Source organism: Variovorax pasteuri (assembly GCF_051216435.1).
Lineage (GTDB): Bacteria > Pseudomonadota > Gammaproteobacteria > Burkholderiales > Burkholderiaceae_C > Variovorax.
In genome coordinates this window covers 1-12,032 of record NZ_JBPJZS010000018.1, presented here as the reverse complement: position 1 = coordinate 12,032, position 12,032 = coordinate 1, and the positions used below count along the sequence as shown (strand labels likewise).

The 12,032-nt window shown below is 61.6% G+C and carries 14 protein-coding genes; 12 read left to right on the top strand and 2 right to left on the bottom strand.

Annotated features, from left to right (window positions below; translation table 11 throughout):
• The first annotated feature begins 31 nt into the window (after window positions 1–31).
• From ACSFBM_RS33590 to ACSFBM_RS33535, 12 genes are all read left to right on the top strand, one after another.
• Complete coding sequence (locus tag ACSFBM_RS33590) at window positions 32–436, top strand: hypothetical protein (RefSeq protein WP_435488257.1); 405 nt, start codon at window positions 32–34, stop codon at window positions 434–436.
• Window positions 433–1,857, top strand: coding sequence for a TolC family protein (locus tag ACSFBM_RS33585; RefSeq protein ID WP_435488256.1), 1,425 nt, complete (start codon window positions 433–435; stop codon window positions 1,855–1,857). The genes ACSFBM_RS33590 and ACSFBM_RS33585 overlap by 4 nt, the downstream gene beginning before the upstream one ends.
• A gap of 36 nt (window positions 1,858–1,893) precedes the next feature.
• The gene (locus ACSFBM_RS33580; protein ID WP_435488312.1) at window positions 1,894–3,309 is read left to right on the top strand and encodes a multicopper oxidase family protein; all 1,416 of its coding nucleotides are present in this window, start codon (window positions 1,894–1,896) and stop codon (window positions 3,307–3,309) included.
• 42 nt (window positions 3,310–3,351) lie between these two features.
• Entirely contained in the window at window positions 3,352–3,843 is a 492-nt protein-coding gene (locus tag ACSFBM_RS33575) for a cupredoxin domain-containing protein (protein WP_435488255.1), read from the top strand.
• 75 nt (window positions 3,844–3,918) lie between these two features.
• Window positions 3,919–4,293, top strand: coding sequence for a copper-binding protein (locus ACSFBM_RS33570; protein ID WP_435488254.1), 375 nt, complete (start codon window positions 3,919–3,921; stop codon window positions 4,291–4,293).
• Between the two features lie 90 nt (window positions 4,294–4,383).
• Window positions 4,384–4,875 (top strand): hypothetical protein, encoded by a 492-nt coding sequence (locus ACSFBM_RS33565; RefSeq protein WP_435488253.1) that lies wholly within the window; start codon window positions 4,384–4,386, stop codon window positions 4,873–4,875.
• Between the two features lie 64 nt (window positions 4,876–4,939).
• Window positions 4,940–5,599, top strand: coding sequence for a c-type cytochrome (locus tag ACSFBM_RS33560; protein WP_435488252.1), 660 nt, complete (start codon window positions 4,940–4,942; stop codon window positions 5,597–5,599).
• Window positions 5,600–6,136: 537 nt separating this feature from the next.
• Entirely contained in the window at window positions 6,137–6,466 is a 330-nt protein-coding gene (locus ACSFBM_RS33555; RefSeq protein ID WP_435488251.1) for a four-helix bundle copper-binding protein, read from the top strand.
• Between the two features lie 24 nt (window positions 6,467–6,490).
• Complete coding sequence (locus ACSFBM_RS33550) at window positions 6,491–6,883, top strand: DUF305 domain-containing protein (protein ID WP_435488250.1); 393 nt, start codon at window positions 6,491–6,493, stop codon at window positions 6,881–6,883.
• 325 nt (window positions 6,884–7,208) lie between these two features.
• The gene (locus ACSFBM_RS33545) at window positions 7,209–7,400 is read left to right on the top strand and encodes a heavy-metal-associated domain-containing protein (RefSeq protein WP_435488249.1); all 192 of its coding nucleotides are present in this window, start codon (window positions 7,209–7,211) and stop codon (window positions 7,398–7,400) included.
• Window positions 7,401–7,574: 174 nt separating this feature from the next.
• Entirely contained in the window at window positions 7,575–9,923 is a 2,349-nt protein-coding gene (locus ACSFBM_RS33540) for a heavy metal translocating P-type ATPase (RefSeq protein ID WP_435488311.1), read from the top strand.
• A gap of 127 nt (window positions 9,924–10,050) precedes the next feature.
• On the top strand, window positions 10,051–10,497 hold the full coding sequence (locus ACSFBM_RS33535; RefSeq protein ID WP_435488248.1) for a hypothetical protein: 447 nt from the start codon (window positions 10,051–10,053) through the stop codon (window positions 10,495–10,497).
• Window positions 10,498–10,901: 404 nt separating this feature from the next.
• Here ACSFBM_RS33535 and ACSFBM_RS33530 read toward each other — a convergent pair whose 3' ends face one another.
• Together ACSFBM_RS33530 and ACSFBM_RS33525 are read right to left on the bottom strand one after the other, a co-directional pair.
• Entirely contained in the window at window positions 10,902–11,342 is a 441-nt protein-coding gene (locus ACSFBM_RS33530) for a helix-turn-helix domain-containing protein (protein ID WP_435488247.1), read from the bottom strand.
• A gap of 494 nt (window positions 11,343–11,836) precedes the next feature.
• A partial coding sequence (locus ACSFBM_RS33525; protein ID WP_435488246.1) for a winged helix-turn-helix transcriptional regulator occupies window positions 11,837–12,032 on the bottom strand: 196 nt, incomplete at its 5' end.

The following is a 12,032-nucleotide window of genomic DNA, read 5'->3' as shown; positions in this document are numbered from 1 at the left end:
CGTACTCCGTTCATGAACTTGCGAGGATTCCATGTCCCATTCATCGTCAGCCCGTTGGCTGGCAGCTTTTCCCGCCGCGGCCGCAATCGCGGCCTTGGCAACTCTCAGCGCGGTTGTCGCTGTGGCGCAGCCCGCATCCGCGAACTCCAGTGCGGCGTCTACGTCGACGCCGACTGTCCTGACCTACAAGTCCGCGCTTGAGGGCTATCAGCCCTTTGCCGACGAAAAGCCCATTCCCTGGAAAGAGGCTAACGAGACGGTCTACCGCCGAGGCGGCTGGCAGGCCTACGCCAAGGAGGCGTCGGGGTCCGGCGCGGCCGAGGCCGAGACGCCCAAGGGCGGTGCTGCTGCACCTGCCGCGCAACCGGGCCACTCGATGCCCATGCCAGCGATGCCCGGCATGTCTGGCGCGCCAATGAAGAAGGAGAAGCCATGAAGCGCGCCTTGCGTTTGACGGCGATTGCCCTCGCGGCCGCTGTCCTGGCCGGGTGCGCCTCGGTCGGTATCGACGACGCCCTGAAGGACGCGAACACCAATGCCCAGCAGTTCACCGGCGGAAAGCTGGAGTTCAGCCGGACCCAGGAGCAGCGTGATCGCCGCGGCGCGCTGACGCAGGAGTTGCTTGCCAAGCCGCTGTCGCAGAACGACGCGGTGCAACTCGCCCTGGCCAACAGCCCGTCAGTTCAGGCCCTGATTGCTCAGAGCTGGGGCGACATCGCCGCGGCCAACCAGAGCAGCCGGCTGCCCAACCCGATTTTTACGTTCGAGCGCATGCGCCTGAACAGCGAACTTGAGCTCGGGCGTCTGCTTTCCTTCGGCCTTGTGGACCTTATTTTGCTGCCGCAGCGCCTGTCGATCGCCAAGAGCCAAGCCAACCAGGCCAAGCTCCAACTGACCGGCACGGTGATCGAACAGGTCACCCAGGTCAAGCAGGCATGGGTCCGAGCGGTCGCAGCACAGCAATCGCTTCAGTACGCCGAGCAGGTCAACAAGTCGGCCCAGGCCAGCGCCGAGCTTGCGCGCCGAATGCAGCTCATCGGCAACTTCAGCAAGCTGCAGCGCGCGCGCCAGCAGGTGTTCTATGCCGACGCGACAACGCAGCTCGCCTCGGCGCAGCACGCCACGACAGCCGCACGCGAGGAACTGATTCGTGTGCTGGGCCTGGACGATGCCCAGGCCGCCAAGCTGGCCTTGCCTGAACGCCTGCCTGACCTGCCAAAGACTCCTCGCGAGGCGAAGGAGGTTGCGGCCACTGCGACCGAACAACGTCTGGATGTCCAACTCGCGCGTGCGCAACTGGATGTCGCGGGCAAATCGCAAGGCATCAACCTGTTGTCGACCTTCATCGACCTCGAAGTGGGGGGGCGTCGCGACACCGTGTTCGACAACGCGGAAGGCACCAAGAGCACGCGACGAGGCTTCGAGCTTGATATCCGGTTGCCGCTGTTCGACTGGGGATCGGCCCAGCGCGATATGTTGAACGCGCAGTCTCTGGCGGCAGCGAATCGGTATGACGCCACCGTGCGCGGCGCCTCCTCGCAACTGCGTGAGGGGTATTCAGCCTACCGCACCGCCTACGACATCGCGCGGCACTACCGCGACGAAATCGTCCCATTGCGCCAAGCCATGGCCGACGAAAACGTCCTTCGCTACAACGGCATGCTGATCGGCGTCTTCGAGCTGCTGGCCGAAGCGCGCGACCAGATCTCCAGCGTGACCAACGCCATCAATGCCCAGCAGCAGTTCTGGCTGGCCGACGCCGCCTTGGCGGCTTCTGTGATGGGCAAGCCGACGTCCATGGGCGGCTCGATGGCCAGCTCGGGTGGCGAAGGCGCCGCCGCTGGCGCGGCCCACTGAGCCCAAGACCTGAGCTCTCCAACCAATTTGAACGATATGAAAAACAGACGCAATTTCCTCGGCGGTGCTGGTGCAATCACCGGCGCCATCGCCGCCGCCAGCGTGAGCAAGGTCGCGATGGCCGCCTTGCCCGAGCCGGTGTTCCAGACGACACCCAACACCATGGCGCCGTTGATGCCATCGAGCGGACGTCCCTACAACCCCGTGGTCACGCTCAACGGCTGGACGCTGCCCTGGCGTATGAACAACGGGGTCAAGGAATTCCACCTCGTTGCCGAGCCCGTGGTGCGCGAGATGGCTCCGGGTTTCAAGGCCAACCTGTGGGGATACAACGGCCAGTCGCCGGGACCCACCATCGAAGTGGTGGAAGGCGATCGGGTACGGATCTTCGTGACCAACAAGCTGCCCGAGCACACGAGCGTGCACTGGCATGGCCAGCGCCTGCCCAACGGCATGGACGGCGTCGCGGGCCTGAACCAGCCGCCGATCCGTCCAGGCAAGACCTTCGTCTACGAATTCGTTGCACGTCGTCCAGGCACTTTCATGTACCACCCGCACGCGGACGAGATGACGCAGATGGCGATGGGAATGATGGGCTTCTGGGTGACGCACCCGAAGGCCGAGCATCCGCTGATCGAGAAGGTGGACCGTGACTTCGTATTCCTGCTCAACGCTTACGACGTCGAGCCCGGGAGCGCCACGCCCAAGATCATGACGATGCTGGATTTCAACCTGTGGTCCTGGAACAGCCGCATCTTCCCCGGCATCGACTCGCTCAACGTGCGGCTCAACGACAAGGTGCGCATTCGCGTCGGCAATCTGACGATGACGAACCACCCGATGCACCTGCACGGACACGAATTCCTGGTCACTGGCACCGACGGTGGCCCGACGCCCAAAACGTCCCGCCAGTACGAGGTGACGACCGACGTGGCTGTTGGACAGATGCGCCAATTGGAGTTTTTGGCCGATGAGGAAGGCGATTGGGCTTTCCACTGCCACAAGAGCCATCACACGATGAATGCGATGGGCCACGAAGTGCCGACCATGATCGGCCTGGACCACAAGGACGTGGCCAAGCAGATCTCGAACCTGGTGCCCGACTACATGGTCATGGGCGAGCGCGGCATGGCCGACATGGCCGAGATGGAAATGCCGATTCCCGACAACACCGCGCGAATGATGACGGGCGAAGGTCCGTTCGGTTCGGTCGAGATGGGCGGCATGTTCAGCGTGGTCAAGGTGCGCAAAAACCAGAAAGCCGGCGACTACTCCAACCCCGGCTGGTTCAAGCATCCCAAAGGCACCGTCGCCTACGAGCTGGATGGCCCGCCGCCCGAGACCCCGCGCCAACGCGGTGCCGGCGCGGCCGCGATGACTCCTCAGAACATGCCCGCCAAGAACATCGAAGTCCAAATTCGAAAACCCGCCAATGGTCACTCCGGCCACTGATGTTTTCTCCCTCCCTCCAAACTCAGCTTTCAAAGGAAACACATGAACCAAACTCTGCGCAAGACTGCATTTGCGACCCTGGTGGCGCTGGCAGCAGCGGGCGCTTCCGCGTCGGGCACCCATGCTGGTGGTCACGGCCACGATGCCGACGAGGCGATCGGCAAGCCCGGCGTGGCCACCAAGGCCATGCGCACGATCAACGTCGAGATGGCCGACAGCATGCGCTTCACGCCGACCGACATCAGCGTCAAGCAGGGCGAGACCGTGCGCTTCGTGATCAAGAACTCCGGCCAGATCAAGCACGAACTCGTGCTCGGCACTGAAAAGGAGCTCAAGGAGCACTACGAAGTCATGAAGAAGAACCCGGAGATGGAGCACTCCGATCCGAACATGGTGACGCTGGCCGCAGGCAAGAGCGGCGAGATCGTCTGGCAATTCACCAAGGCCGGCAAGGTCGACTTCGCGTGCCTGCAGCCGGGTCACTATGACGCCGGCATGAAGGGCGCCGTGAACGTCACCAAGACCGGGAAGTAAGCGCGAAACGTCCGCCGCAGGCTTCCATCGGGACGCGGCGGAGCTCCAAATTCATTCATATCCAAGGAGATTTTCATGTCGAACATTCGCATCGCACTTTTGGCATTCGTTGTCGCCCTCTCATTTGCTGGCGCGGCCAGCGCGCAGTCATCCAAATCCATGGCAGACATGCCGACCATGAGCGAGAAGGCGCCGGCGGCCGGCGGATTAGATGGTGCCGCGTCCTCGGATCTCAGCGAAGGCGAGATCCGCAAGGTGGACAAGGACAACAAGAAGCTCACGATCAAGCATGGTCCCCTGAAGAACCTCGACATGCCGGGCATGACGATGGTGTTCGGTGTGAAGGACGACGCCATGCTCGACAAGGTCGATAGCGGCGCCAAGGTCCGTTTCCAGGCGGAAAAGATCGACGGCAAGATCGTCGTCACGAAGATCGAAGCTGCACGCTGAACCTTGCCGGCCTGCCAATGAGCCGGCTTCATCCAGCACCCCGACCGCGAGAAGGTCAGGCATTGATGAGGCCGCGTTACTCGTTCGAGCATGGCTGTCGCGGTGGGCGAACATTGCATCATCGTCATGGCACATCCTGCTGCAAGTGGGCCTTCTGGCGTGCCTTCGGGCGCACACGAACTAGCACGCCTGTGCGGCGTGGCCGGCAGCACAGTCACGCGACAGCGGGCGCTAGTGGTTGGTCTGGTGCTCGCCAGTGGCGTGACGGGCTGCGCCGATTTCTATCGGCGGCATCGCGACTTTCAGGAGGGCTGGCAGACGGGGGAGATCGTCGAGATCGGCCACGCGAGCGCCATCCGACACGGCCATCGCACGGACTGCCGGGATGCCCCCAGCACCGAAGAGCTTGCAGCGCGGCGCTTTGCCACGCTGGTAGATCGGTCCACAGGGCAGCGCCACGCGCATGTCGTGATGCTGGACCCTGCGACACCGGTCAGCCAGGGGGACACCGTATCCACCAGTGTCATTCGATGCGGCACGCCCATCCGCGTCCTTTCGCATTCACGAGCGCCGAGCGGTTGACCGTGCCACCGCGAGATCTCCAGTTCACCTTCCATCCGGCCGCCCCCACACCACTGAACACCCCATGAAATCGTTCGCGCCTCTTTTGCTTGCCGCTCTCGGCGCAGTTGCCTCTGGCTTCTCTTTCGCAGCCGATCCCATGCCGATGGCAGCCATGGAGAAAGCGCCCGTCAGGCCGGCCAAGGCCGACATCGCGAACGGCGAAGTCGTCTTCAACGCAAAGTCATGCGCCGCGTGCCACAACGCAGATGGGAACTCGGCCATTCCCGCCAATCCCAAGCTGGCTCAGCAGCACCCAGAGTACCTGGTCAAGCAACTCCAGGAATTCAAGTCAGGCAAACGCAAGAGTCCCGTCATGAGCGGAATGGCCGCGATGCTGTCCGATCAGGAAATGCGCGATGTCGCCTGGTTCCTGGGTTCCAAGCCCATCAAGCCCGGGTTTGCGAAGGATAAGGACCTGGTAGCGTTGGGCGAGAAGATATACCGGGGCGGTATTGGTGACCGCGCCATACCGGCCTGTGCCGGGTGCCACAGTCCAAACGGCGCCGGTATCCCGATCCAGTACCCGCGACTGGGTGGTCAGCATGCCGAATACATCGCTGCGCAGCTGACCGCATTTCGCGATGGGGGTCGGCTCAACAGCATGCCCATGAGCGGCGTTGCAGCGAAGCTCAACGATCGCGAGATCAAGGCAGTGTCCGACTACATCGCGGGTCTGCGCTAAGCCTCGAACGGCAATCTGCCTGAAATCATCGTGCAGCCCATCCAGTGCTTTCTCCTCACGCTTCTGGTGCCGTCGTTCGCGCGCATCGGTGGCAGGCAATCCAAGCGGGGCTACGTATGTATGTGACGGGCCGGTGGGTCTCCGTGAATGTGGTGAGCACCATGTTTATTGCCTGGATCGCGGGGATGATCGTTTTCGCGTTGTTCGTGTACTGGCAGCGCCGCAAGTACCGCAAAGACAGATCTGACGGCCACAGAAGTCGGAGAGCCCCTCGTTCGAGCGCATCCGTGAAAAGCCGCCGGGGTAAACGATGACGCCACCCGCAATTCGCAGTCACGACCGGGTTGGTCCGACAGACGTCCGCTCGGAGCTGCTGCACTCTGCTGAAACATTCAGGGAATTCACGCGTTCGATACCCGCTTCATCTTCGCTTTGTCCGTGTGCCAAACGGCGACTTAACGCCTTTGGGTCCGGCAAGCCGGCACGGTTGCATCGTCTCTCATGACCGCTCTGGTCGCTACGCAAAAGGAGACAACCATGTCACATGAAACCGATTCCGCCTGCATCGAGGCCTGCAACGAGTGCGCCGTTGCGAGCAGTCGATGCGTGGCAGCCTGCTTGAGTGAGGACAACGTCAAGATGATGGCCAGATGCATCGCGCTGAACATGGATTGCATGCCGATCTGCAGGCTGACCGCCGCCGCCACAGCCCGTGGCAGTGAACATGCGAAAGAAATTTGCAGCCTGTGCGCTGACATCTGCGAAGCCTGTGCGCAGGAGTGCGACAAGCACAAGTTACCGCATTGCCAGTCGTGCGCGAAGGCCTGTCGCGTCTGCGCGATCGCCTGCCTTGAAATGCCACATTGATTTCACAACCACCAAGGACAAACCATGAACTCCCAGTCTCTCAAGGCTTTCGCGAGCGCCTGCGCGCTCGCCGGCTTTGCGCTGAGCGCAGCGGCGCAAACCCAATCCGCCACGCCAGCGGCGCCAGCACCGATGGCCATGTCTCCAGCGCAAATGTCAAACGGCAGCGGATCGGAGGAAATGAAAAAGTCCATGATGAGCGGCATGGACGGAATGCAGAAGATGCAGATGTCGGGGGACACCGACAAGGATTTCGCGATGCTGATGAAGATGCATCACCAGCAAGCGCTCGAGATGGCCAAGCCCGAGATCGCGCATGGTAAATCGCCGGAACTCAAAGCGATGGCACGCAAGATCATCAAGGACCAAACCAAGGAAATCGCGCAGTTGGATGCGTGGATGAAAAAGCATCCCTGAGCGGGTAAGCAGTGCCCTTGCGCAAGGCCCGTTCGCACCTACGCGCCTGGTTTTTCCGGTCCGCATGGTGCAGGTGACTGGCAATGGCAAGCGCTTCGTACGCGCCTGAAGGCGCTTCGGCCCGACAATTGGCTTTTCCACTGCCACATCCCGCACCACACCACGAACAACAACGTCGACCAGGACGGTGGTGGGGGCCTGATGATGATCCTGGACGTGGAAGCCTGAAGGCAAAAAATCACATCCCCGGAGATCGAAGAAAGTACTTGACCTTCACATGATGTCAAGCCTGACACTGGGTTCACTTTCATACAAGGAGTCTTCCATGCAAGAGTTCGTGATCCAGTCGATGTCCTGTGGCGGTTGCGCGAGTCGGATCGCACAGGCCGTCAAGAATCTGGACGCCAAGGCGAAGATCGAAGTCGATCTGCCGACCAAGACACTGCGCATCGACAGCACCGAGGATCGAGCGTCCGTGACTGCTGCCCTGACGGAAGCGGGCTATCCGCCGAAGTGATCCGCCCCCGCCTGGGACACCAGCATGAATTGGCTGTGGGTCCCAGGCAGCCCACTGTGGACGTGACGCGCCGGAGGGGCGTGCATCCGGCCAATTTTTCGTTGGAGAATTCGAATTAACCCTACGCCGTCCAACCCGCATGAACACCACGAGGGGCCTCATGGAGCCAACCCGATCGACTCCGGAGAGCATCCGCATGAGACCGATACGGCTCTGAAGGATCCCGTTTGCGGGATGACGGTGACCGCGCAGTCCCCTCATGTCTTACATCACGAAGGTGAGCCGGTCTATTTCTGCAGTGCAGGTTGCAAGGTCAAGTTCGCGGCTGACCCGGAGAAGTACGCCCAGCACGCAGCGCACCCGACGGTTCCGCTCGTGCTTGCGCAGGTGGAGCCCGAGCAACCTGCCCCTGCAGGCGCGATCTTCACCTGCCCGATGCACCCGGAGATCCGCCAGGACCATCCGGGCAATTGCCCCAAATGCGGCATGACGCTGGAACCCGAGATGCCGACCCTCGATGAGGGAGAGGATCCAGAACTGAAAGATTTCAAGCGGCGCTTCATCTGGACATTGCCGCTCACCGTCGTCGTCACCTTGCTTGCCATGGCCGGTCATCGCCTGCGGTGGTTCGAGATGGGTACGCAGAGCTGGATCGAACTCGTGCTCACCGTGCCAATCGTGTTGTGGGCCGGTTGGCCGTTCTTTGAGCGCGCAGTGCAATCCGTGGCGAATCGCAGCCCGAACATGTGGACCTTGATCGGTCTGGGTACGGCCGCCGCCTTTGTCTACAGCGTCGTGGCCACTGTGACACCCGGCGTGTTTCCCGCGTCGTTCGTCTCGATGGGGCGCGTATCGGTCTACTTCGAGGCGGCTGCGGTGATCATTTCTCTCACCCTGCTGGGCCAGATCCTCGAACTCAAGGCACGTTCGCAAACTTCAGCGGCGATCAAGTCGCTGCTCGGCCTTGCGCCCAAGACGGCGCGCCGGATTGGCGATGACGGCACTGAGGCAGACGTACCGATCAGTCACGTGCACGTCGGCGACAAGCTGCGTGTGCGTCCTGGCGAGAAAGTGCCCGTGGACGGGGTGGTGATCGAAGGCGGCAGCGCGGTCGACGAGTCGATGCTCACCGGCGAACCGCTGCCCGTGACCAAGCGCGTTGGGGACAAGCTCATCGGCGCGACGCTGAACACCAACGGCGCGCTGGTCATGCAGTCGGAAAAGGTCGGCTCGCAGACCGTGCTCGCGAGCATCGTGCAGATGGTCGCGCAGGCCCAGCGCTCCAGGGCGCCGATGCAGCGGATGGCCGATCAGGTTGCCGGCTACTTCGTGATGACCGTCATCGGCATCGCGGTGCTGACGTTCTTCGCCTGGGGATTCTTCGGACCGGAACCGAGCTGGGTCTACGGCCTGATCAACGCGGTTGCGGTGCTCATCATCGCCTGTCCCTGCGCGCTGGGTCTGGCAACGCCGATGTCGATCATGGTGGCAACAGGCAAGGCAGCGACGCAGGGCGTGCTGTTCCGCGATGCCGCCGCGATCGAGAACTTCCGCAAGGTTGACACTCTTATCGTTGACAAGACAGGGACGTTGACGGAGGGGCGACCGCAGTTCGAGCGCTCAGTGCCCTCACCCGGCTTTACCGAGGACGAGGTGCTTCGCCTCGCGGCAAGCCTGGACCAGGGAAGCGAACACCCTCTGGCAGACGCCATCGTGCGCGCGGCGCGCGAGCGCAATCTCGCGCTGACCACGCCCGACGACTTCGAGTCCAGTAGCGGGATTGGCGTGAGTGGCAGCGTGGGCGGCAGGAAGCTGGCGCTTGGAAACACGGCGCTGATGGATCAGTTGCGCGTCGCAGTCGACGATCTGAAGCCGCAAGCCGAGGCGATGCGCGCGCAAGGCGCCAGCGTCATGTTCCTGGCGGTGGGCGGCCAGCCAGCCGGTTTGCTGTCGGTATCGGATCCGATCAAGGCTACCACCGTGGAGGCGTTGGCCGCTCTCAAGGCCTCTGGCATGCGAGTGATCATGGCAACCGGCGACGGACTGACCACGGCCCGGGCTGTCTCAGCGAAGCTGGGCATCGACGAAGTGCATGGGGAAGTCAAACCTGCCGACAAGCTCGCTTTGGTGGACAAGCTGCAGCGCGAGGGGCGCGTCGTCGCGATGGCAGGTGATGGCATCAACGATGCACCGGCGCTTGCCAAGGCAGACGTCGGCGTGGCGATGGGCACCGGTACGGACGTCGCGATGAACAGCGCACAGGTCACATTGGTGAAGGGCGATCTGCGTGGCATCGCACAAGCGCGCGTAATTTCCGAGCTGACCATCGCGAACATGAAGCAGAACCTCGGGTTCGCATTCCTCTACAACGCGCTCGGAATCCCCTTGGCCGCAGGCGTGCTATTCCCGTTCACAGGTTGGCTTCTGTCTCCGATGATCGCGGCGCTGGCGATGAGCCTGAGCTCAGCGTCGGTCATCACCAACGCATTGCGCTTGAAAGGAGGTGCGCGAGAGCGAACCTAGAGTTCGCTCGCCGTAAGCAAGCGGTCTGCCGGTGGGCAGGTGCGTAGCAGGCGATACGAATCACGCGTGTTCCGTGTGCATCGCCAAGTATTCAGCAGCGTTTCAACGTGAACCATCGGAAGGACATATGAAAAGTTTGGATTTTCAGTTGTTGGACTCGTACTTCGACACCAGACTCGTGCAGCCCCGAGTAGAAGATATTGCTGCCGATCGTGATCGAAGAGTTCATCGCGTGAATCAGCAGCTCAGCGAGCTGGTCTACCCTGTGTTCGTTAAGTTCCATGGCTACCTGGAAGCCAAGCTTGGAGAGTCCACGGAGTGTTATGTGGACAGAGGCGAAGGGGCGCAACAGGAGAAGCCGCCATATGTGAGTTTTCGATGGGGCAGCCAAGGTGGACGGCTCAACTCGCTTGTCTTCGCAGGTGACGCCGACACGGGCGAGATTCACGCCACATGGCATTGCTGGAGACAAAGCATTCCGATGCACGGAGACAAGACACTCGATCCCGCGTTCTCCCCCGCACAAGTGCACGCGATGTTGGAAGAACTGATCTATCAATTTCCGCCCATTTGAGTTGGTCCACGCGGGGGCGTGGTGGGGGTGTGCTGTGGCGCAGCGCTAATGCGGCTCGCGCGGCAGCGCCCCGCGCCGCCGATAGCCCGACGGGCAACCTGCAAGATCTTGCAAATCGGCTTGACCGTCGTCTGCGTCCGGCCAATTCATCTTGAATCAGCCTATCTGCTTGACCAGCATGGTGTCCACCAGACCTTGATCTGATCCCCAAACCTTGGACACTGTTTAGATCATGCCAACTGGGTGGCGTCCTTCATCCTTGGAAAAAGATTGAAGTTGCAGTAAACATCATCATGAGGAGCCGCTGCGACGCGGGGGAGGCCTCGGTCCGGGAGGCGCTCACTTCGTACATCGGCGAACTGACTTCGCTATGCGATCCCTCGCTGATCTGCGAAAAGCTCTGACTATCGCGTGGTGAGGCGCTCCGCAATTTCGCGCGCGCCGAGATCGCGCACTTCCGCGAGCTTTTCGAGCTGTACCACTGGCGGACGTGCCTTGCCTTGTTCCCAATGGTAGTTGGTTTGCCCGGAAACGCCGATCAGTTGTCCATAGCTCGCCGCGGAGAGCCCGAGCTTTGCGCGGTGCGCCGCCAATCTGGTTGCGCTGAATCGGCGCTTCGTGCCTGCGGCCGCTTCATTGTCCGAATCGATTGCAGTGGTGGGGCGCTTCGAATCCTTCGCAAGATGACGCAGTTCCTTCTCGAGTGAATTCACTTGGTGACGTAGCTCAGAAATCGACGAGCGATGGGCAACAGATGCCTTCTTGAGCGTTTCTATCTCAGCGCGCACTTCTTTGCGAGCAACGCGGGAGATTTCAGCTTTCAGGATCGAGGCGATGTTTGGCATGGACGCATTCTGCCGTCTCGCCGCCGCGCTGTACCGGCCGTTGCCACTTCGTCCAGACCAGATGCAGTCGTCACGCCCAGGCCAATCAGCCAATGCTCAGCGGCGCCGGCTTCGGACAGCCAGACAAATCCTTGGAAAATTTCGGGCAGATTAGACTGCCGACATGCAAGTGTAAGCAACGTCGATAACTGCGAATGGACCTATTTCTACTGCCACTAAATGCGAATTCACCGCCGAGCTTCTGGGGCACGGTCGCCGGATTTTCGAGTTGCGCTGGCTGACTCACAAGGCGTCCTCCGGCAGCATGAGAATTCGTTGCAATGCGTTGGCATCCTCACCAAGTACCGACGAATCGGCGAGACCGGGCGCGTTCGCCTCCGCACAGACGAAAGCGTTGGTTCACCCTATCTTTACGTCAAGGGTTGTTTGCCTTGGAGGCTGCGATGGTCGAAATGGTGGCCTCGAGATGTAAAAGGGCCGTTGCCGTCCGCTTGCTAGGGCAAAGCGTCGCGCTTGGCAAAGATACTTGCCATTTCCGCCGCGTTCTCGGTTCCCCATGTGCACAGCGGGATTATCGCGTCGGCCAGGGTGCGACCGAGCGGGGTCAGCGCGTAGTCCACACGCGGCGGCACTTCCTTGTAGTCGGTCCGCGCCAGCACGCGATCGGCCTCCAGATCCTTCAATTGCTGG